At 63.6% G+C, this 21,623-nt stretch carries 17 protein-coding genes; 11 read left to right on the plus strand and 6 right to left on the minus strand.

Going from position 1 to position 21,623, the window contains the following annotated elements; all coding sequences use genetic code 11:
- Window positions 1-4: 4 nt before the first annotated feature.
- A complete protein-coding gene (locus tag ACZ1I2_RS01300) occupies window positions 5-643 on the minus strand; it encodes a helix-turn-helix domain-containing protein (RefSeq protein ID WP_465175370.1) in 639 nt (212 codons plus the stop codon).
- 237 nt (window positions 644-880) lie between these two features.
- Window positions 881-1,756 carry a LysR family transcriptional regulator gene (locus tag ACZ1I2_RS01305; protein ID WP_465175369.1) on the minus strand — a complete coding sequence of 292 codons (876 nt, stop codon included), beginning with the start codon at window positions 1,754-1,756 and terminating at the stop codon, window positions 881-883.
- 92 nt (window positions 1,757-1,848) lie between these two features.
- On the opposite strand from ACZ1I2_RS01305, the gene ACZ1I2_RS01310 reads away from it, so the two are divergent.
- Complete coding sequence (locus tag ACZ1I2_RS01310) at window positions 1,849-2,781, plus strand: NAD-dependent epimerase/dehydratase family protein (protein WP_465175368.1); 933 nt, start codon at window positions 1,849-1,851, stop codon at window positions 2,779-2,781.
- Window position 2,782: 1 nt separating this feature from the next.
- Entirely contained in the window at window positions 2,783-3,172 is a 390-nt protein-coding gene (locus ACZ1I2_RS01315; protein WP_465175367.1) for an ester cyclase, read from the plus strand.
- A 150-nt stretch (window positions 3,173-3,322) separates the two neighbouring features.
- Here ACZ1I2_RS01315 and ACZ1I2_RS01320 read toward each other — a convergent pair whose 3' ends face one another.
- Window positions 3,323-5,566, minus strand: coding sequence for a TonB-dependent receptor (locus ACZ1I2_RS01320; protein ID WP_465175366.1), 2,244 nt, complete (start codon window positions 5,564-5,566; stop codon window positions 3,323-3,325).
- A 221-nt stretch (window positions 5,567-5,787) separates the two neighbouring features.
- Between ACZ1I2_RS01320 and ACZ1I2_RS01325 the strand changes: the two genes are divergently transcribed.
- Window positions 5,788-6,915, plus strand: coding sequence for a YkvI family membrane protein (locus ACZ1I2_RS01325; RefSeq protein ID WP_465175365.1), 1,128 nt, complete (start codon window positions 5,788-5,790; stop codon window positions 6,913-6,915).
- A gap of 27 nt (window positions 6,916-6,942) precedes the next feature.
- Here ACZ1I2_RS01325 and ACZ1I2_RS01330 read toward each other — a convergent pair whose 3' ends face one another.
- Genes ACZ1I2_RS01330 through ACZ1I2_RS01340 form a run of 3 tightly spaced genes read right to left on the minus strand, consistent with a single transcriptional unit; the run spans window position 6,943 to window position 12,301 of the window.
- The gene (locus tag ACZ1I2_RS01330) at window positions 6,943-8,550 is read right to left on the minus strand and encodes an N-acyl-D-amino-acid deacylase family protein (RefSeq protein ID WP_465175364.1); all 1,608 of its coding nucleotides are present in this window, start codon (window positions 8,548-8,550) and stop codon (window positions 6,943-6,945) included.
- Window positions 8,551-8,602: 52 nt separating this feature from the next.
- Window positions 8,603-10,210 carry a serine hydrolase gene (locus ACZ1I2_RS01335; RefSeq protein WP_465175363.1) on the minus strand — a complete coding sequence of 536 codons (1,608 nt, stop codon included), beginning with the start codon at window positions 10,208-10,210 and terminating at the stop codon, window positions 8,603-8,605.
- Window positions 10,211-10,270: 60 nt separating this feature from the next.
- Window positions 10,271-12,301, minus strand: coding sequence for a serine hydrolase domain-containing protein (locus ACZ1I2_RS01340; protein WP_465175362.1), 2,031 nt, complete (start codon window positions 12,299-12,301; stop codon window positions 10,271-10,273).
- Between the two features lie 154 nt (window positions 12,302-12,455).
- On the opposite strand from ACZ1I2_RS01340, the gene ACZ1I2_RS01345 reads away from it, so the two are divergent.
- The 8 genes from ACZ1I2_RS01345 (at window position 12,456) to ACZ1I2_RS01380 (ending at window position 21,609) form a co-directional block, all read left to right on the plus strand.
- Window positions 12,456-13,601: an NAD(P)/FAD-dependent oxidoreductase gene (locus ACZ1I2_RS01345; RefSeq protein ID WP_465175361.1), complete on the plus strand. Its 1,146-nt coding sequence runs from the start codon at window positions 12,456-12,458 to the stop codon at window positions 13,599-13,601.
- 255 nt (window positions 13,602-13,856) lie between these two features.
- Window positions 13,857-16,169, plus strand: coding sequence for a TonB-dependent receptor (locus tag ACZ1I2_RS01350; protein WP_465175360.1), 2,313 nt, complete (start codon window positions 13,857-13,859; stop codon window positions 16,167-16,169).
- Between the two features lie 761 nt (window positions 16,170-16,930).
- On the plus strand, window positions 16,931-17,557 hold the full coding sequence (locus ACZ1I2_RS01355; protein WP_465171387.1) for a response regulator transcription factor: 627 nt from the start codon (window positions 16,931-16,933) through the stop codon (window positions 17,555-17,557).
- A 150-nt stretch (window positions 17,558-17,707) separates the two neighbouring features.
- Window positions 17,708-18,313 carry a hypothetical protein gene (locus ACZ1I2_RS01360; protein ID WP_465171386.1) on the plus strand — a complete coding sequence of 202 codons (606 nt, stop codon included), beginning with the start codon at window positions 17,708-17,710 and terminating at the stop codon, window positions 18,311-18,313.
- A gap of 458 nt (window positions 18,314-18,771) precedes the next feature.
- Window positions 18,772-19,770: a hypothetical protein gene (locus ACZ1I2_RS01365; RefSeq protein WP_465175359.1), complete on the plus strand. Its 999-nt coding sequence runs from the start codon at window positions 18,772-18,774 to the stop codon at window positions 19,768-19,770.
- A gap of 144 nt (window positions 19,771-19,914) precedes the next feature.
- Window positions 19,915-20,472 (plus strand): hypothetical protein, encoded by a 558-nt coding sequence (locus ACZ1I2_RS01370; RefSeq protein WP_465171384.1) that lies wholly within the window; start codon window positions 19,915-19,917, stop codon window positions 20,470-20,472.
- Between the two features lie 59 nt (window positions 20,473-20,531).
- The gene (locus ACZ1I2_RS01375) at window positions 20,532-20,705 is read left to right on the plus strand and encodes a hypothetical protein (protein ID WP_465175358.1); all 174 of its coding nucleotides are present in this window, start codon (window positions 20,532-20,534) and stop codon (window positions 20,703-20,705) included.
- 145 nt (window positions 20,706-20,850) lie between these two features.
- A complete protein-coding gene (locus ACZ1I2_RS01380; protein WP_465175357.1) occupies window positions 20,851-21,609 on the plus strand; it encodes a fimbria/pilus periplasmic chaperone in 759 nt (252 codons plus the stop codon).
- Window positions 21,610-21,623 lie beyond the last annotated feature (14 nt).

Here is a 21,623-nt window from a genome sequence, read left to right on the forward strand (position 1 = left end):
CGTTTTAGCGGGCCGTGCGTTTCCGCTCGGTGCGACGAGCCGCTTCGCTAATATGTTCGGCTTCGGCGATGCTCTGGTGCTTGTCGATGAGATGCGGCTCCGAGGTCGCGCAAATCGACAATATCCGGCAGGGTTGATCGCCTATGGCGATATAGGCGTGGCCCATCTGGCTGTCGAAATAGACCGAGTCGCCCTTTTCGAGAATGGCCGGGGTATAAAGTTCGGTATGAAGCTCGAGTATGCCCTCCAGGACATAGACATATTCCTCGCCGGGGTGGCGCATGAACTCGCCATATTCGTCGATATTCTTCGCCAGGACGTCACCGATGATAGGCGTGATGCGTTTGTTCAGCAGCTCGGCCGCGACATAGAGGTAATTGCCCCGGGGCATCTCGATCGCATGGCCTTCGCCAGCGCGTGAGATGCTGCGGCGAGCGGCGCCTTCCAGCCGCGGTGTCTCCTTCGCGCCGGAGCCGATGAGTTCGGTCATATCGACCTCGAGGCCCTCGCTGACCCGGAGAAGCTTGTCGAGCGTCAACGCCACCTTGCCGTTTTCGATCTTGGAAAGCGTCGAGACATTCATTCCGGTCAGCTTGCTGAGATCGGCCAGCGTCAGTCCGCGCTGGGTGCGGAGCTTCTTCAAAGCTGCTCCGGGGTTTGCTTGAACCCTTCCTTGGGGAAATTCGCTTGGCATTCACTCTCCTGTAAGCGGACGGTAACGCCCGTTGTAAAAGCGACAAGGTGATTTTCGATTCCGGCGCAAAAATGCGAGAGCGGATATATTCGTTGCCGATACTGCCTGGTTGGCCTGCCGCGCAACGTCTTCAACCCGTCCTCGCTGCGCGTCAGGAGGAAGCGCCACGATTGCCGCCCTGCGTCTCTATGCCGCCAACCCGGCGGCAAGCGCGTCGAAGACCGTGCGATAGCGCGCGTTCGTCTTGAGATCCTCGTGCATGACAATCCAGAGCGGGAGCGTAAGCGCGATCTCGGCAACAACACGCGTCAGCCCGACATCACGCAGCGCCACCGCCGTCTGGCAAAAGCCGATGCCGAAGCCGGCGCGTATCGCCGCCAGCTGCGCGACGTTGCTGTCGGTTCGCAGGGCAAATCCCGTACGCTGTAGCTGGGGCAGCCGCGCGGCCATGGCGCGCAACGCAGGCGTCTCGACGTCGTAACCGACCAGTGCATGGTGTGAGAGATCCGCGACGGTGGCGGGTGTTCCCATGCGCGCGAGATAGTCGCGATGCGCGTAAAGCCCGATCTCCACCGGCGGCAGGCGGCGCGCGAGGAGCGCGGACTGTGTCGGCTCGGTCATGCGGACTGCGATGTCGGCCTCTCGCGCGAGCAAGTCGTCGACCCGGTCGGAGAGCGTCAGCTCGATGGCCAGGCGCGGGTGCGCGATGCGCAGCCGGGCCAGGATGCGCGGAAGATGCTCCACGGCCACCACGTCGCTCGCACTGATCCTCACGGTGCCCTCGATCGCGCCAATCGCGCCGCTCGCGGTTCTCAGCATCGCGGCGGCGGTCGTCGCCATGGTCATCGCCTGGGGGCGAAGCGCCTGTGCGAGGTCGGTCGGCGCAAGACCGCGTTGCGACCGGATGAAGAGATCGGCGCCCAGGAACTGCTCGAGCGCGTCGATATGGCGCGCGACCGTCGGTTGAGTCAGGCCGAGCTTTCGCGCGGCGGCCGAGAGCGAACCCTCGTCCATGACGGCAAGGAGGCTGCGATATAACGCCCAGTCGGGTTCGACGCTCATCTTTTTCCGTATAGCGGACCAACATGATTAGACAATTCCTGTTTTATTCGTGCCCACCTAGATCGGTCATGCAAATTACTTGAGTGAGGATCATGACCCAGACAATCACGGTTTTCGGATGCGGCGCGGTCGGGCGACCGATCGTCGAGACGTTGCTCGATCGAGGCGACGAGGTCCGTGTCGCGACCCGCACCATGCCGGAGGATCTGCCGGCCGGCGCGGAGCACGTCCGCTGTGACGTTCTCGAGATCGACGACGTGGTTCGGGCCTTGGAGAGCGCGACGCAGGCTGTGCTTGCCGTCGGGTTCGCCTACGACTCCAGGCTGTGGCGGACGGTCTGGCCGCAAACGATGCGCAATGTCATCGATGCCTGCGCACGCGCTTCCGTGCGGCTTGTGTTCATCGACAATCTCTACCAGCTTGGGCCGAAGCGCGCGCCGCGCACCGAGGTCATGGCGCTCGAGCCCACGGGCGAGAAGCCTGTGATCCTCGCCGAGGTGACCCGCATCTGGCAGGCCGCCGCGGCGCGGGTCCGGGTGGCGGCGCTGCGCTGCACCGATTTCTACGGGCCCGGTGTCGACGTGTCGCACCTCGGCGTAAGCGCTTTCGGGGAGCTCGCAAAGGGTCGGTCGGCGCAACTTCTTGTTCCTGCCGACATACCCCATGACTTCGCCTATGTGCCCGACATCGCCCGCGCGGCGGTAGCACTGCTCGATGCCGATGACGCAGACTTCGGCCAGGCCTGGAACATGCCCTGCGCGCCGACCAGGAGTCCCCGGGAACTCCTCGCGATGGGCGCCGCCTCACTCGGGATCAGGTTGCGGATTCTCGCCGTCCCGTTCTTCCTGCTCCGGCCGATCGGACTCTTTTATCGCTTCGCCAGGGAAGTAGCGGATGTCGGCTTCACCTGGGACCGCCCTTATCTTGTCGACGGCGGAAAGTTCGCCCGCCGCTTCGGCTTCGCCCCCACATCTTTCGAGGTCGGCGTGCCGGCCACTGTCCGCGCCTTCGGGGGAGTTCGCTGAGATGACCGGGACCGACGAGATCGTGCAACGCTGGATGCCACTGTGGAATGGCGACATGCAGGAAATGGAGACGCTGATTGCGCCCGACGTGGTGGTCCATGCCGTGCTGATCGGACAGGCCGGCGACGCACCTTTGACAGGACGTGACGCGCTGCGCCGCTGGATCGAAGCCGCTCAGGCGATGCTGCCGGAGATCCGCTTCGGCATTGAGGTCGGACCGCTGGCAGACGGGGCGATGTGCGCCGTGCGCTGGCGCGGCGAAGGACCTCACGGCACTCGCAGGATAAGCTTCACCGGGACGGATATCCTGCGGATCGAGAATGGCCGCATCGCCGAGCATTGGACCAATGCCGACACCAAGCTGATGATGCAGCAAGCGGGCCTTGCGTAACGCTGGCGACGAGGGGCGGCGAAACGCGAGACGTCACGCCTTCCCGCGATTGTCTGGAACTTGCCGACGCTGTCGCCGCCGCCAGCCGGGACCTGACCCCTCGCCTCGCCCTGCCCGGCATCGCTTTCTTGCGGCCGGGCGGCGAGAAAGTCAGAGCTTGACGTCGAACGTCACGCCGATCGTCCGTGGCCGAACGAGATATTGCTCGATCGGCGGCAGGTCCTGGCTGCGCGAGACGCCGCGTTTGTCGCCAATATTCTCGACGAACAAGGTTATGCCGAACGACCTGAAATTGGCCCCGAGCCGCGCATCGAACAGATTATAGCCGCCCTGCCGCGTGGTTGCCTCCAGTTCCCCGGGCGACCGCGACAGATAGCGATGCGACAACAGGATCGTCGGCTTGAGCACGGAATCCGACAGTTCGTAGCTCACCGTGTTGGATATCTGCCATTTGGCCGCGCCGGGGAGCTGGGTTCCCTTGGGAAAGACGCCCGCGCTCGGATTGCTCGGATCGGGCAGGAACGTCTTGCTCAGCGCAGCGTCGAGATAGGTCACGTTGCTGGTCAGACCGAGACCGCGCGCGGGCCGGAGCGTCAGGCTCGCTTCAAGCCCGTAGATCCGCGCATTGCCAGCGTTGCTCGTATAATCGATGCCGGAGGTCTGGCGGTTCAACTGGATGTTGGTCCAGTCGATATAGAATCCCGTCAGATCGAGAAGCAGCTTGCGGTCCCAGAAGTTGGCGCGTGCACCGATCTCGTAATTCCACAGCGAGTCGCTGCCGTACGAGGCCGGTACATTGGGTCCGACGGTGAGGTTGGACCCTCCGAAACGATATCCCTTGGACGCCAGCGCATAAATCAGCAGATCCTTGCTCGGCGTCCATGTCAGCGACGCCTTCGGGCTGAAGCCACTGAAGGTCCGCGTGCCCAAGGTACTCTGGGTATAGGCTCCCTGGGTCAGCAGGACGAATGTGCCGAAGGCGCTCGACTCGTTGGTCAGGCGCTGCTGGAACAAACGGCCGCCAAGCGTCAGCTTCCACTGATCGCTGAAATGATAGGTTGCTTCGCCGAACGCGGCGATCTCCCGCGCGGTCGCCGGGAAGCGCGCATTCACCAGCAGATCGCCGGGTGCCAGTTGCTGACCCATATTGGGGGCGAGCCCCAGGGCAGGACCGGCGACGTCGAGCAAATCGGCCAGGCCAGCGGCGTAGATGAGCTGCCCCTGGTTCATCCTGGTCCGGTCGTACATCGCGCCGACGAGATAATCGAACCTGCCGCCGGGTGCGGATGCGAGCCGCACTTCGAACGTCTCGCCCTTGCTGGTCCCTGATCCGAAATTGGTGACGGGCGCAAGGCCGAACAGCGCAGGCGACAGGGGTATGGTCAGGTCGCTGGAGTAGCTGAAGCTTTTCTTATGCCGTGTGGCCGTCGCGGTGAGCGTGGCGAACGAGAAATCCTGGTCAATGCGCAACTGGTGGATCAGCGTCCGATAGCGGGCATATTCCGGAATATTGGTGCTCTTGAGAAGATCGCCGCCCAGCCCCGGCTGCCTGTAGCCGTCGTCGTCGGTATTCTGGCTTTGCTCGAGATACAGATAGTTGACGGTCGTCCGGTCGCTGGGCTTCCAGGTCGCAAGGATGCGGCCGCTTCGGGTGGTCGTGCGGTTTGCGTCGACCGTGCCGGTACCGATATTGTCGATGTATCCGCCATCCCGACGATAGACGAAAACGCCACGGACGGCGAGCTTGCCCTCCACGATCGGTGCGTTGAGCATGATCTTGCCCGCGCCACCCATCTCTCCATCCCGTGTGTCGCGCAACGATGCCTGGCCATGGGCGCTGAAGTTCTGGAGGTCGGGCTTGGCGGCCTGATAATTGACAGCGCCGCCGAGCGAAGAGGATCCGAACAGCGTGCCCTGGGGCCCGCGCAGGATCGCGACATTGTCGACGTCGAACGTGTCGATGTCCGGTGTCCCGATCGAGAAGGCGGGATCGGTAAGCGGGACGTCGTTGATGAAGAATCCGGTCGTGGCCTGACCGGCATCCTGTCCCGTCGTCGTCGATACGCCGCGGATGGTCACGTTGCTATTGCCAGGATTGGAAGCGTTGAAGACCACGCCAGGCGTGCGGGTAAGATAGTCCGCCATGCCGTCGGCCCCCAGTTTCTCCAGCTGTTCGCCGCTTTGCGCGGTAACCGATCCGGAGATCTTGCGGACCGCTTCGGGCCGTTTCGTCGCGGTGACGACGATATCGTCATCCTGATTCGCGCTCGGGGTCGATTGCGTCGAGGGCGCGCCGGCATCCTTTTTTGCCGTTTGGGCAATCGCCAGGCCCGGCACGAGGGCGAGTGTCGCCGCACTGATCGTCAGATACCTGGACAACGACGGCCGCTTCATCGTGCTTCTCCCTGCAATACGTTATTAAATTTCTAGTTTAGATTATTTATTTCTCCTTTGGAAAAATGACGTTGTCAAGCGGCAACAATATAGCGATTTGGTACAACCGGCCGAATCCAATCGTGATCGGGCACGTCTTGAGCAAGGAGAGAGCGGATGGTGTCGCACTGGAAAGACGACGGAATGGGTCACCGCGACGCAACACGCGGAGGGTGCGCCGCGTGACCGTGCAAGCCCGAACAACGCCATCGACCTGGTTCCAGCGCTTCCTGTTGCCGGGCTTCGCCTTCAAGGCGGTCGTGATTGGCGGTGGCTATGCGACAGGCCGCGAACTCGCCGAATTCTTCATGCCGAGCGGGCCCTGGGGCGGGATAGCCGCGATCATGCTGGCGATGGCCATTTGGAGCGTGGTTTGCGCGATCACCTTTGCGTTCGCGAGAAGCTACGAGGCATATGATTATCGGACATTTTTCGAGCGACTGCTGGGGCCGGGCTGGGTGATATTCGAAATCGCCTATCTCTTGTTCGTGGTCCTGATCCTCGCCGTGTTCGGCGCGGCTGCGGGCGCGATCGGCGCGGCGGTGTTCGGATTGTCGCCAATGACGGGATCGGTGGTCCTGGCGGTGGCGATCGCGGCAGTTGCCGCCTTCGGCAACACCTCCGTCGAACGCCTGTTCAAATATGTGTCGGTCCTCCTTTATGGCGTCTACGCGCTGTTCGTTGTCCTGGCCCTGAGCAAGTTCGGTCCCCAGATTTCGGAGAAACTGGCCCTGATCGTGCCTTCAAAGGGCTGGGGCGCGGGAGGACTGACCTATGCGAGCTACAACGTCGTCGGCGCGGTGACGATATTGCCGGTGCTTCGGCATCTCACGAGCCGCCGCGACGCCATCGTGTCGGGCCTGATCGCCGGGCCACTCGCGATGTTGCCGGCCTTGCTGTTCTTCATTTGCATGATCGCCTTCTATCCGGGGATCGCCGGGGAAACGCTTCCCTCGGACTTCATGCTCCAGCGACTGGACATCCCGGCGTTCCACATCCTGTTTCAACTGATGATCTTCGCGGCACTCCTGGAAAGCGGTACCGGCTCGATTCACGCCATCAACGAACGTATCGCAGGCGCGTGGCGGGCGAAGCGCGGAACCGATCTCACGCGTGTCGCACGAGGCTCCATCGCATCGCTGCTGCTGGTCGGCTGCATTTTTGTCGCTGACCGGTTCGGCCTGGTAGCGTTGATTGGCAGCGGCTATCGCTGGCTCGCCTATACCATTCTGGCCGTTTACATCGGTCCGCTGATGACCGTCGGCCTGTTTCGGCTTGTGTGCGATCGACGCATCGACCGACAAGCTTGATGGGCTCGGAGCCCGAACCCGGCTCCGTCAGGGACAGCTGCCGGGCGGCGGCGTCTTGCGCACTGCACGGCCCGAGAGAATGCCGGTGGCCTTGCCGTTTTCGAGCTCGATGCGCCCGTTGACGATCACATCGATCGTTCCGGTCGAAAGGAGCTGAGGCGCCGTATAGGTTGCGCGTGCATGATAGGCCTTCGGATCGATCACCGCGATGTCGGCGAAATAGCCCGTCCTGATATAGCCGCGGCCCTGGAGGCCGAACGTGTCCGCTTCGAGCCCCGTGGACCGATGCACGAACTGGACCGGCGTCAGTATCTTCCGGGCGATCACATAATTTTCCCAAAGCCGCGTGTAGCTCGCATAGCCGCGGGGATGTCCGCCATCGCCGCCGTCGCTCGAGCTCATCACCCAGGGCTTGCGCATTGCGGTGACGATATCGGTTTCGTTCATCACGAAGACCACGACCCCGGCATCGTCCCTGGTCAGGATACGAATGGCCGCGTCGATCGGCGCCACGCCCCATTGGGTTGCCAGATCCGACAGTCTCTTTCCGATGATCTGCGGTTCGTTGGCAGCATCGCTGATCACGATCGCCTGCGCGAGAGCCGGGGTCAGCGTCGAGTCAGCGCGAATCTTCGCGAGGTCGACGGGGTCCGCGAAGCGTTTGACCATCGCCGCGCGACCGCCGTCTTGCGCCCAGCGCGGGATGACGGCGGCATCGAGCGCCGTATTCGCAGCGGTCCAGGGATATTGGTCGGCCGTCACCTTCTGCCCCCCGGCGCGGGCTGCCTCGATCATGGCGGTCAGGTCGCTCATCGCATGAGGGCCGCCCGATACCTTGATGTGTGCGAGGTGCAGCGGCGCCCCGCTCTCCGCGCTGATCCGCAACGCCTCCCGAAGCGAGGGGATCACACCGATCGAACTGTCCCCTTCGTCACGCTGATGGGTGTCGTAGATGCCGCCGCGCTTGCCCGCTTCCTTCGCCACGGCAATCACCTCTGCGGTCGAGGCAAAGCTTTGGGGTGCGTAGAACAGGCCTGACGACAGGCCGATCGCGCCTTCGCACATGCCCCTGGCCGCAAGGGCTCTCATCCTGTCGAGTTCGAGCGGGGTCGGCGCCCGTGCGTCATTGGCCAGTACGCGCTCGCGGATCTTGCCGAAACCGACATAGGCGGCGACATTCTGACCGATCCCCATTTCCTCCATTTTGTCGAAATTGGCTTTGACGTCAGGCGTACCATCGCCGTCCACGCCGATGACGCTGGTGGTGACGCCCTGCATGATTTGCCGTGCGACCAACCGCTTCGCGGTGTCGGGCGACAGGAGTTCGTCATCGGTATGCGTGTGGGCGTCGATCAGGCCCGGCGTTACCATCAGACCTCTGGCATCGAGCGTCCGGCTTGCCCGGACACCCGCCCTGGCAGCATCGCCGATGAAGACGATCTTGTCGCCGACGATCCCGATATCCTCCACCCTGGGCGACGCCAGGCTGCCGTCGTACACGGTACCTCGCGCAATGAGCAGATCGACGGTGCTCCCGGATCGGGGCTGGCCAAGGCCTTGCTGGGCGTACAGGCCCGCGATGGCGGCGGTGGCGAGCAATGTGGCGACGCTGGCGCCGCGCAGGGCGTTGGGCAAAGTTCGGATCCTTTTTTTTGCTGAGGAGGCAGAGGAAACCCGGAGGGCGCCGCTAGTCGGCCCGCTTGAAAGCGAGGTCCTGGAAGTCGAAACTGAAATCGGTCGAGGGCGAAATCGCGCGGAGCGTCATATCGGCCGCCTTGCCGTCGAAACCCTGTTCGAAACGGACGAACGCATCGGCGTCGAGGCTGCGGTCCTTCCAGCGGACGACGAAGATGTTCCCCTGGTACGGGATGAGATTGCCCTCCAGGCTGTCGGTCCGGCTGAATTTGAGGACGAGCGTGTCGCCGACCCGTCGAACCACGGCGTCCCCGCGCCACGGATCGCGATAGGTGCCGACATAGGCGCTCAGCGGCAGCGCGGGCGGTCCGGCGCTCGCGAGCGTCCTGGCGACGGTATCGTTCACGCTTGCGGCATTCGCATCACGTTTCGCCATGATGGCTTTTGCGATAGCGACCCAGTCACGTTTTTCACCGCCGAGATAGGAATCCAGTATCTGGCCGCCAACCGCCTCCATCGCGGCACCGCTCTGCTGGTTGGTCAGGACGACGACCCCGAGACCGAGTTCGGGAATCATGCTGACCCATGTCACCGTGCCGAGCACGCCACCGTTATGGTGGATCAGGCGGTAGCCGCGCGTATCGCTGACCTCCCAGCCAAAGCCATATCCGGCGAAATGCGATCCATAGAGGCCTGACTGCAGCTGCGTGAGCGGCGTCGGCGTGGTGACGTCCCACATTTCCGCGCTGCGATCCGCACTGAACAATCGCTGGCCGCCCGGTTCGACGCCCCGTGCCAGCTGGGTCTCGAGCCACCGGGCCATCCCCGAGACGTTGCAGTTGATCGTCCCCGCCGGCCCGATCGATCGCATGTCGACGACGGGAACGGCCCGGACAAGGCCGTCGATCACGACATGCGGTGCCGCAACATTCGAGCGATCGGCGATGAGATCGTAACGCGGAGAGCATCCCGACATGTGAAGCGGGACCAGGATCCGGCTGGTGACGAAGTCCTCCCACGACTGGCCTGTGACCGCCGGAATGAGCTGGCCCGCCACCATGTAAAGCAGGTTGTCGTAATTGTATTTCGACCGGAAACTTGATGTCGGCTTGAGATAGCGCAGGCCGTGGACGATCTCGGCCCGCGTCATGTCGGTTGCCGGGAAGAACATCAGGTCGCCGGCGCCCTCTCCCAGGCCGCTTCGATGCGTCAGCAGGTCGCGGACGGTAAATTCACGCGTGACATAGGGATCGTACATCCTGAAATCGGGCAGGAGGTCGATGACCTTGTCTTCCCAGCGCAGCTTTCCCTCATCAACCAGGATCGACAGCGCTGCCGCGGTAACCGCCTTGGTATTCGACCCGATCTGGAAGAGCGTGTCGGCATCCACCTTGCCGGCGCGGCCAACGTCCCGGACTCCATAGCCCCTGGCGAACACCAGCTTGCCGTCCTTGACGATGCCGACCGCCATGCCGGGCACCTGAAACGCCTTCATCGCGCGGGCGACGGTATCGTCGATAGCGGCAGGTGCCATCGGCAGGGCGGCCGGCGACTGTGTTGCGGTCGACGATCCGGTTCGGGCCTGTCCGGGCGCAGCGGCGGCAAGCGGCACGGCCGCGATGACCAACGCTGCCGAAAAACGCAGATAGCTTGCGATCATGTATTGTTCCTCGACTTTCGTGCGATCAGGTCGGGCGCCGGTAAACGCCGGTCGACGCCGTCAATAGCGTGTGCTGAGCCCGAGAAGGTGGAACTCAGCTGCTATCCAGAACAGGACCAGCGCCGCGATCAGCAGGAGCAGACTAGCAAGTCGCTGCAGCCAGGGCGGTCGACGCGTCCAGGTCAGTGCGAGGTTCCACGCCGCGGCGATCGGCATGCCGGCAAAGGCGATTGTACCGAGAAGCCGGCAAAACAGGACGGGCCAGTCCTCCCTGCTCAACGATTCCAGGAAGACGAGCAGGACATAGGCCCAGCCCAGACATGCCAGCAACACAAGCCACGACATCCCCGATACGAGGCGGTACGCGGTCCTGTGCTTGCCGGTCAGCGTCAGGGAAACACCGAACCGGCGACGGACGATCGCGCTCGCCGGCCAATACAGGGCCGCGATCATAACAAAGGCCAGTGCGGCAAGCGTGAGCGGCATCAGCCAGGCGGAATCCCGGTACCAGGGCACCCGCTCGAACACCATGAAGGGGGAGACTTCGTCGAGGCTCCAGCGCGTGACGTGGCCGTCATTCACCCTGGCCGCCAACCGGGCATGGCCATAAGCGTCCTGCCAGACGAAGGGCGCCACCTCGATCCATTTGCGCGGCGGCCCGCCGAACAGCTCGGGCACCTGCGGGCGGCCATCGGCGTCGAGCCCGACACTGGTCTGGCCTAGGAAATTGCCGATATCGAGGAACGTGGTGAACTGGGCCCGACTGTTGAAATAGTTACCGACCAGCATGCGGGCATGGTCCCGGGCAGTGGGAAGCTCGACAGGCGGCTTGTCGTCCGCTGCGGGGAAATAGCGGTCGGCAAATCGCTCGAACAGCGCCTGGCGGATGCGCGACGTCGCGCCCTCCTCCCCGGCGCTGTTCATCTCGATCATCAGTCCAACGTTCTTTTCGGGGAACAACCACATATAGCCGTGGAAATTGATCAGGTCGCCGCCATGCGCGATCGCACGGAGGCCATTCACCCGTTGCTCGTAGAACCCGAGTGCCATGCGGTTGAGGGCCGGCAGCGTACCATAAGCCGGTGTCTGCATGACGCGCGCGGTTTGGGGCCGCATGAGTCCTGCGCCGTCGTTCAGCTGCGCAATCATGAACTTCGCGCCGTCCGTACCCGACATGGATAGCGAGCCGGCCGGCGGGACAGAGATCAACTCGAACGGCTTGGCCTCGCCCGATGCGCGGGAATAGCCGGTCGCCATATAGCGCGCGAGCGACGCGGGAAGAGGTTGCCGAAAACTTGAATGGTCCATGCCGAGCGGCTGGAAAATGCGCCGCTCGATATAAGTATCGAACGGCAGGCCCGAAACGCGCTCGACGATATATCCCGCCAATGCCGTCGCATAGTTGGAATAAGCGGGCGTCGAGCCCGGCGCGAACACCCGCTTGGGCAGCAATTGCTTGATGACGGTACCGAGCGGCGCGACCTTTCCGCTGTAGCTGAAGCCGCCTTTTACGACATCCTCGAACCCCGATGTGTGCGTCATGATCGCGCGCATCGTGAGCGGCTTGCCTTCAAAGGGCGGGATCGTGAAGTCGAGGTAGCGATTGACGTCGGCGTCGAGGTCGATCTTCCCCTGTTCGACCAGCTGCATCACAGCGGTCCATGTGAAAAGCTTCGACGTCGACCCCACCCGGAACATCGTCGTCGCAGGATCGACCTTCCTGCGCGCGGCGATATCGGCATAGCCATAGCCGCGCTGCGTAAGGATCTTTCCGTCCTTCACGACGACTACGACGCCGCCCGCAATATCTCCCTGCGCAAGCGCATTGGGCATGAAGCCATCGAACCACGCATCGGCATCCTGCTTCGTCAGCTCGGCCCGGGACGGTGGAGCAGGATCGGCCGACGCTACCCTCGCAGGCTGGAGCAGTGGCGACTGCGATGGCCTTGGGGATGAGCTGTCCGCACGGGCGCCGGCGGCGGCCAGCGCTCCCAGAATGACCAAGGTCGCTATTTTGCGCATGCCCATCCCGCTCCTCAGCTCCTTCTTGCCCATCTCGACCGCGCACAGCGAGCAGAGCCCCCGCAGCATCGTCCAGATCCCTTTGAATCGACCCTAACTCGAATATCCCCATTTGCAACTATATTTCTAAAATAGAAATTTTCGTTGATATATTTCCGCATTCAGAGAACATGCGGGCACCATTAGGGCCCGAGTCAAGCGGGATAACCGCAGGGGGAAGGATATGACGTTTCAGCCGGACATAATCGTGATCGGTGCCGGTATCGCCGGATCATCGATCGCGGCGCACCTTGCCGCGCATCGCAAGGTCCAGTTGTTCGATATGGAGGATAGCCCTGGATTCCATTCCACCGGACGCTCCGCCGCGGTCTTTTCCGAGGCTTATGGCAACGATCTCATTCGCGCCTTGACGCGCGCCAGTCGCGAATTCTTCTACGCACCGCCGTCCGGGTTCACCGACGTGCCGCTACTGACGCCGCGTCGCGCCTTGATCATCGCAAATCAGGGTCAGGAGCAAGCGCTCGAACACTTCGTGGAGCTGGCGCGCGAGGCCGGCCATATCGAACTCAAGTCGGCCAACGAGGCAGTCGCACTGTGCCCCGTCCTGCGGCCGGAGCCCCTCGCCGCCGCGGCCTGGAGCACGAGTCCGGCCGACATCGACGTCAACGAATTGCAGCAGGGATATCTGCGGCTGTTCCGCCAGCGAGGCGGCATATCGACCATGTCGTCGCCCATTCTCGAAATACAGCCGAGCGCCGGCGGGTGGCGGATCCGAACGAAAGAGTCGGTCGCTCATGCACCTGTCATCGTCAACGCAGCGGGCGCCTGGGCCGGTGACATCGGCCAGCTCGCCGGCGCGATCGACATCGGGCTCCGGCCGTTGAAGCGCACCGCCTGCCTCATCGATCCGCCCGCCGGTTACAATATCGCCGATTGGCCCATGCTGCTGAATGTCGAGGAGGATTTCTACCTTAAGCCCGATGCCGGACTGCTGTTGCTGTCGCCTGCCGATGAAACCGAGACCTCGCCTTGCGATGCGCAGGCGGATGAACTCGATATCGCGATCGCGGTCGACCGTCTCGAGCGTGCCACTACGTTGCAGGTGCGGCGAATCGCCAGCAGATGGGCAGGCCTGCGGTCGTTCGTCACCGATCGTTCCCCTGTGGTGGGCCACGATCCGCAGCAGCCAGGCTTCTTCTGGCTCGCCGCGCTGGGCGGGTACGGGATTCAGACCGCGCCCGCATTGAGCAAAATCGCCGCGGACATCCTCCTCACCGGGCGCGCCGGCGGCGACAGTGATCTGTACGGCATCGACGTCGCGCGAATGTCCCCCGAACGCCTGATACGGGACGCGGCTACCATCGACTAACAGCGCCGCTCCCGCAGGGGACAGTCACCTGCCCCCCGCCGAGCAAAATTTGATTGACTCGCTGCTGATTTATTTCTCTTATCCATTTTAGCAAGAAAATTGCCAAACTAGATAATGCGACTCCATTCTCGAAATGGGGCCACGGCCGGGTTTTGCCTTCGCGTCGTCCGGCGACGCGCGGGCCAATGTCGCAGCCAAACAAGGGAGGGACTGGAAATGACGCCGTCTGCAAGGCACGCTCGGAAAACGGCACTCATGGCATTGCTGGGCGGCGTATCGCTCACATGCGTCACGTCGCCTGCGACGGCCCAGGAGGCCGTGCCATCGCCGGCCGGTCAGCCGTCGCCCCAGGCAGCGCCTGATCAGATCGACGAGATCGTCGTCACCGCCCAGCGGCGCGAATCCACCGTGCTGAAGACATCAGGCAGCGTCACTGCGATTTCCGGCGATCAGATCCAGGCTCGCGGTTTCTCTGAGTTCTCGAGCCTCGCCGCCACGATTCCGGGTCTGTCGTCGGCGACGTCCGGCCCTGGGCAGACTGAGTTCAACCTGCGCGGCGTGAGTTCGCCGGGCGGCAATTCGGCGACGGTCGGATTCTATCTCGACGACACCCCGCTGACCGCAGCCGCCAATTCGAACAGTGGCAAGGTCGTCGTCGATCCCAATCTCTACGACATCAATCGCGTCGAGGTCCTGCGCGGTCCGCAGGGCACACTTTATGGATCGAGCTCGATGGGGGGCACCATCCGGGTGATCACCAATCAGCCGGACGCCGGGAAATTCGATGCGAGCGGCCAGGTCAAATTGTCGGGAACCGAAGGCGGCGGATTCAACCATACCGAGAACGCGATGATCAACATTCCGATCGTCGCTGACCGTCTGGCGCTCAGAATTGTCGGGACAGAAGAAGTGCAAAGCGGCTGGATCCACCGGGTCGTGATTGCCCCCGGCGCTTTCCCCGACCTGATCCATCTGGTGCGCGGCGATGTCGCGGCGGCACCCGTGGCCAGGGACTATGACCAATCCAATCGGATCAGGATGCAGACGATCCGGGGCGCGCTCCGCTTCGAGCCGGTCGAGGGTCTGACGATCACGCCGTCGATCCTGTATCAGCATCTGACCCAGGACGGGCCGAACGCGTTCGACACCCGGCCAGGCACCCTCGCCCATTATGATGCCTATGATATTCCCGAACCCTATAACGAGCGCTTCCTGCTCGGCACGCTCAACATCGAATATCATCTCGGGGCGGTCGACTTCACCTCGAACACCGCGCGGTTCAGCCGCAAGCAGACCCTGGTCCAGGACACGACCGAAGGGCTCGAATATGCCTTTGGCTTGTCCTTTCCGTATCTGGCGGGACCAGTGACCTTCAACGCGCGTGACGACACCAAACAGTTCAGCCAGGAAGTAAGGCTCACGTCATCCGGCGACAGCAGGTTCAAGTGGCTGGTCGGCGCCTTCTATTCGAACCTGCAATCCCAGGGAAACAATGTCTCGATCGTGCCGGGGCTGATCCCCATTGTCGGCACGGACAATCTGTTCACACGCCACCAGCCCTACCAGATCAGGCAATCGGCGATCTTCGGGGAACTGTCCTACAAATTGACGCCCAAGCTCAAGCTGACCGCCGGCCTGCGGGGCTATCGATACGAGACCAACGTGACGAGCATCGTTTCGGGTATATCGAGCGTCACCGGGGGCGACAACGTCAGCACGCAATTCGTCAACGCCAGGAACACCGGTGTGAATCCGAAGTTCGACGTCAGCTTCACGCCGACCGACCAGGTCACCCTCTATGCCACGGCCGGGAAGGGTTTCCGGCCCGGCGGCGGCAACCAGGCCGTTCCAACCAACAATTCCACCAGCACGGGCACCCAGTGCGCCGCCGACCTCGCCGCGTTGGGCCTGACCAGATCGCCTACCGAATATGGCCCGGATTCGCTGTGGAGCTACGAGCTCGGCGGAAAGACGCGCCTGTTCAATCGCCGGGTGAGCGTCAACGGCGCGGTCTACCAGATCGACTGGAAAGGCATTCAGCAGGGGGTGAGCCTGAGTTGCGGCTTCGGCTACACCGCCAATGCGGGTCAGGCGAGGATCCGCGGCGCCGAACTCGAGCTATCCGCGGTCCTGGTCGATGGCCTGCGCCTCGACGCCAGCGCCGGCTATATCGACGCCAGATTGACACGGGGTGACGCGGCGGTCGGCACCATTGCGGGCCAACCCATTCAAACGGTACCCAAATGGACCGGCAATGCCGGGCTGACCTACACCCGGCCGCTGTCGGGAAGCATGAAGCTGATTTCCCATATCGAATATCTTTACACCGGGCCGCGTGTGAACGGCGGGTACCTTTCGTTGACGCCCACACCGGCCATAGAACTGATCAATGCCCGGATCGGCATCGCCAAGGATCGCTGGTCATTGACCGCATTCGTCGACAATGCGTTCAACAAGAAGGCGATATTCAACTATATCGCGCAGCAGGCGATCAGCCTTCCCTTCTATGACCGCGCGGCGACCAATCAGCCGCTTACTGTCGGGGTGATCCTTGGCTTGCGTTATTGAGCCCACTGGGGAGCGCTATTGCTTCTATCGGCCGCACCGTCATGCCTCGGTCCCTGGATCAGGAAGCTGGCCGAGACCAAAGGCCCAAACGCGCGGGCGTCACCTTCGCCCGCAAGCTCGCCATCCTGCTTCGGCGCCTTTGGGAGTCGCAAAAACGAACTCTGCCAGGACTGATAACCCAGCCGCAACACGGCCGAGCGCCCATGCCGGACGTTCCCGCTTATGATGTTCGCCCAGCCCGCAGGGGACAGCCGGACGTCCACCTATCCACGCCTGACCGCGATAATGCAGCATGAACCATACCGGCGCCAACGCCGGTCCATCACAGCGAATACGGCCATAGGACGAGATAGGCGTCACCGCGAGAAAACGACATGCCTGAGAAATCAATCAGACAACGCTGCCACATCAAAGGCGGCGCCCCATCGGTGCGTTCAACCCCTTGAATGCCAAGATTCATACCTTTGCGTTGACCGCGGCATTGGTCGGATGACCTAGCTCCGGTGCCTTGAGGTGGCGGTCACCTAAGCCCAAAAGACTCGAGGAAAGCTTGTGCCGCCAACGTGTGGCTGATATTGTGATCTTCTGCGATCGGCCGATGAGAATCGCGCTTTGAAGTCAGCTGCTTAGGCGTCCATCAGGTTTCCTCTTCTGGGCACCATTTTCCCCGTTCAGGGAACGGATGAAGATTTGCGCTCGCTCGTTGACCGGAGTCGGTGTTAAGAACGGCACCCGAGAATAAGTATAAGCGTAAGGGTGGGATGACCAAGGTATTGGTGGCGGAGGATGATCCGCTCACTCTCTCAGGCATCGAGATCCTCCTCGACAAGTCAAATTTCGACGTGGTCGCCGCCGTGAATACCGGTGTGGCGGCGCTCGACGCGCTGGCGCACGCGCGGCCGGACATGCTGATCCTCGACAACAGCATGCCGGAGCGCACCGGGCTCGACGTGCTTCGCATCCTGCGGAACCGCGGCGACAACCGGCCCGTGATCCTGCTGACCAGCGGCATGAACGATCAGGCCGCGAAAGAGGCGATGCAGCTCGGTGTGAACGGCATCGTCATCAAATCGACCGCACCGCGCGACCTGCTGACCTGTCTCGAAACGGTGGTGCAGGGGCGGCGCTGGCTCGACCAGGAGGTGATGCAGCGGGCGATGGATCTGGCGATGTCGCCCGATACGGCGCGCGATCCGCTGGAAGCGCTGAGCGGGCGCGAGCGGGCGGTGACCTCGCTTGCCCAGCGCGGCCTGCGCAACAAGGAGATCGCCGACGAACTCGGGCTGACCGAGGGGACGGTCAAGGTCCATCTCCACAAAGTCTTCGAGAAGCTCGGCGTGCGCAGCCGGACCGAGCTGATCCTGTTGGTGCAGGGGCGCGAGGGGTAGGGAGAATCCCGGGCGACTATATCGAAAGAGATAGGCGCTTTCGCCCGTTGGTAAGCGCGCTTCGTACCGCCGGTTGAATGGCCTCACGCGCGGGGCCGGCCCATCTGCCGCCAGACTGGCGGTATCGAACCGCCCCTCGACAGGCGGTTGATGACTCGGTTTTGCATGTTCGGACTGGCGATGCTGGTGGCGCTGTGCGCCATCATCCAGCCGGCGCATGCCCAGGTTACCGCCTATGCCGCCGGGCAGGGCGCGGTAAACAGCGTCGAAGTGGGGGTAGAGGTCCGGGCTTCCGTGCGCGGCCGTTGCGGCTTTGCCGCCGGGGGCGCGCCCACGGGCAGCATCGACCGCGCCGATTTCGACCAGACCGGGTTCAGCAAGGATTTCGCGATTCAGCTCAGTTGCAGCGGTGCCTCGCGGATCGCGGTGTCATCGGCCAATGGCGGGATGACCATGCAGGCGGGCACCGCCACGGCCGGGTATGAAACCAGGGCGCCCTATCAGGTCGCGCTGCGCGTCGTCGCCGACAACGGCACCAGCGCCTCGGCATCGTGCGACGCGGCGAACCTCGCCGCAGGCGGCACGTGCAGCTTCGCCGGGACGGCCAGCGCCGCCGGCCTGCGGCTGGGGGCTGCCTCCACCAAGGCCAATGGATCCTATCTGCGGGTCAGCGCGCCCGCCTATGCAGGCAATGCCCAGCTGATGGCAGGACGCTATTCCGACACGCTGACGATCACGGTCGGCATCGCTCCTTAAGATTCGGGTAAGTATCGCGCGCGATGGTTTGTTTACGGCTTCAGGTGTGTATGATGTCGCAGTATGAAATGGGGCCCTTCTCGTCGAGGTCGCACCCTGCCCTACGCAAGTTGGGCACTCTCCATTGTCGCGCCGTGCTTACCGGCTCTGGCATTGCCCGGCTCGGCCCGGGCGAACGATCGTGTGGATATTTATGGGCATGTCGCGCCGCGATGCTGGGCGACGGCCCCGGCGATAGCGTTGCCCGGCTCGGTCGCGCGCTCACCCGGGCTCGCCGTGACATGCAATCAGACGATGCCCCGGCTGCTGATCCGGATACTCGACGCCGACGGCACCGTCCGGGCGATCGAGACGGACCTCGCAACCGCTGCACAACTATCGGGTCGCACCGCGCTGGAGATTCTCGTATCACCTCCCTTATGAGGGTTCGGACGGCGGGAATTGCGATTACGGGCCTGATGTCCGCGCTGGGATATGCCTCGCCGGCAAGCGCCGACAGCCAGCTTTCGATCGTCTGTGGGGTGACCGGCAGCGCGACCGCGCCCGCCAGCATCACCTATGATCCCTTTTCGCCGACCGGGCTGTCCGAGGTGACGATTCCGCTGATACTCCGCCGCAACCGCGGGCTGCTTACCGGCCGGACCAACGAAGTGAGCCTGATCCTGACCGCCCCGTCCGGGACGCCACCCCTCGACGTGACCTATCGCGGCTATCCGGTGCTCTATTCGGAAGGGTCGACCGCCGGCCGGCCGCGATCGCTCGATTCGAAGGACAATGGCGCCGGCGCGGCCGGCGAGATCCGCTACGACTTCGGGAACCTGTTCGCGTCCGATCTGTCGACGCCGCTCAACCTGCGGGTCTCCGTCCCGCCGGGGACCGATCTGTCGGCCGGCGAGCCGATCATCTTCGACATTCTCTATATCTGCTCGGGCGAAGGGGGGCTGTTGAGCTTGCCGGTACCGGTGCGCGACAGCGCGGCGATCCGAATCAACGTCAACACCGTCAGTGCGCTCCAGGCCTATTATGCCGGATCGGCGCTGGACTTCGGCGAGATCGGGGATGCGACCACCGCCACGGTCCAGGCGGCACCCGAACGCTTCACCACCTCGGCGGCCAACGCGCTGCGCGTGCGCAGCTCCGGCCCGTTCGAGGTGAAGATGCGCTCGCAGAATGATTTCCGGCTGACCTTCCCGGGCGGCAACCTCGCCGATTCGGCCCAGACGATCCGCTACAGCGCCCGCTTCCTCGGCCGCGACGTCGCCTCCAACGCCGCGTTCGGCGCGCGCACCTGCGCCCGGGCCGGGATCGGCGGCGAGGCGGGCACGCTCGCGTTGCGCGCGACATTGCAGGAAGGCGGCGCCGGCAAGACCCCCGCCCCCAATTATGGCGACGTGATCAGCATCACCTTCACGCCGATCGTCACCGCCTCTGCCGCGACCAACTGCGCGGGTCTCTGAACGCCCCTGTTATATCCTTGGGTATAGCCGGTTGCGCTGGAAGTTAGGTCGCTTTTCACCGCCAGCTAAATGGGGTCGCGGGTCGATCCCGGGCAAATGAGCCTTGTCGGGGCGAGGGGCCCCAAATGATCAAGGAGATTTGACATGAAGAAGCTCGTTCTTTCCGCCCTGACCATCGGTTCGGTTTTCGCTGCGGCACCTGCCTTTGCGGATGCGACCGGTTCGGTCGACGTGACCGGCACCGTTGCGGCACGCTGCTCGGCGGCCACCCCGATCTCCGGCGCCATCACGCTGGGCGAACTCGCCAAGACCGACGGCACCGTCGACCCCGCCTTCGCCGGCAATACGGGCGGCCTGACCCGCAACTTCACCATCAAGTGCAACGGCTCCAACCCGAAGATCTCGGTCGACGCCAAGCCGCTGGTGAACGCTGCCGCGACCAACTCGCCGAACGGCTACACCAACACCGTCCACTACACCGCGACCGTCGTTGCGATGGGCGCCAAGGGCGGCACCACCAGCGTAGCCGACCAGTCGCTCAGCACGGGCGCCACGTCGGGCCAGGTCGGCGACCGTCTCGCTTCGGTGTCGAACAACATCTCGCTGACCGTCGGCAGCGGCGTCACCGCTGACTCGACCGCTGTCCTCGATGCCGGCACCTATGCGGGCAAGGTCGAGATCACGATCGCTCCGACCGCGTGATCGGGTATTTCCGGCAAGCCCTTCCAGGGGCGGGGCTTGCCGGAAACCCCGTCTGTCGAATGGATCTGCAAAACCCCGAGGCCCTGGCGGCCGAACTTCGTGCGCGGGCGCTCTGCGCCACCGGCGAGGAACGCGCCGACCTTCTTTTCCTGGCCGCCGAGTATGAGCGGCTGGCGACGACGCTCGACGCCGGCGTTCCGCCGGACAAGGTCCGGGTCGTTTTGCCGAAATGACATCCTGCCGGGGGCGGTGAAAACCGCCCCCGCAGACACCTCAAGCAAGACCCGCGCTTTTCCTGCCTTGGCGGCGACGGCGCATGGGTCCATCATCCCGCCGCCGCGTCCGACGACAGGGTGCGAAGCGTGTAGGAGTAGGCTCGTGACGTTGCAGCGTAGATCTTTCATCGGCGGGCTGATCGCCCTGCTGGCGGTGCTGGGCATCTCCACGGCCGTTTATGCGATGACCGTTCAGCCAGTGGTGATCGATCTCACCACCTCGGGCCGGGGCATGAGCCAGGTGGTGACGGTCGAGAACAGCTTCGACAAGCCGCTGCCGGTCGAACTCCGCATCGAGACGCTCGAGCTCAATGCCGATGGCGTGAAGGCGACCGGCCATGACTCAGGCGAGCTTGCCGCCTTCCCGCCCCAGGCGCTGATCCAGCCCGGCCAACGCCAGAATTTCCGCGTGCAATATGTGGGGGACCCCGCGCTCGCCCGGAGCAAGCACTATTTCCTCACCGTCGCGCAACTCCCCGTCCAGACCAACGAAACGCAGTCGAACATCCAGCTGCTGTACAATTTCCAGGTCCTGGTAAGCGTCTCGCCCGAAGGCGCCAAGCCGGCGCTGACGATCGCCTCGGCCGAGATCGGCAAGGGTGCCGACGGCAGCCCCGCGCCCGTGATCACGGTCACCAACAGCTCGGCGGCGCATGGCTATCTCTCGCATGGACGAGTCCGCATCGTGCAGTTCGCCCCTGACGGTCGCGAAGTGTTTCGCACCCAGCTCACCGGCCCCGATCTCCAGCAGACGATCGGCTATGGCCTGATCGGTGGCGGGCAGACGCGGCGCATGACCCTCGCCGTCCGGCTGCCGCAGGCGGACGGGCGAGTCGAAGCGCAGTTCACGCCCGATGCCTGAGGCATCGCTTACCG

It is taken from the genome of Sphingomonas sp. BL-S-29 (genome assembly GCF_055521495.1).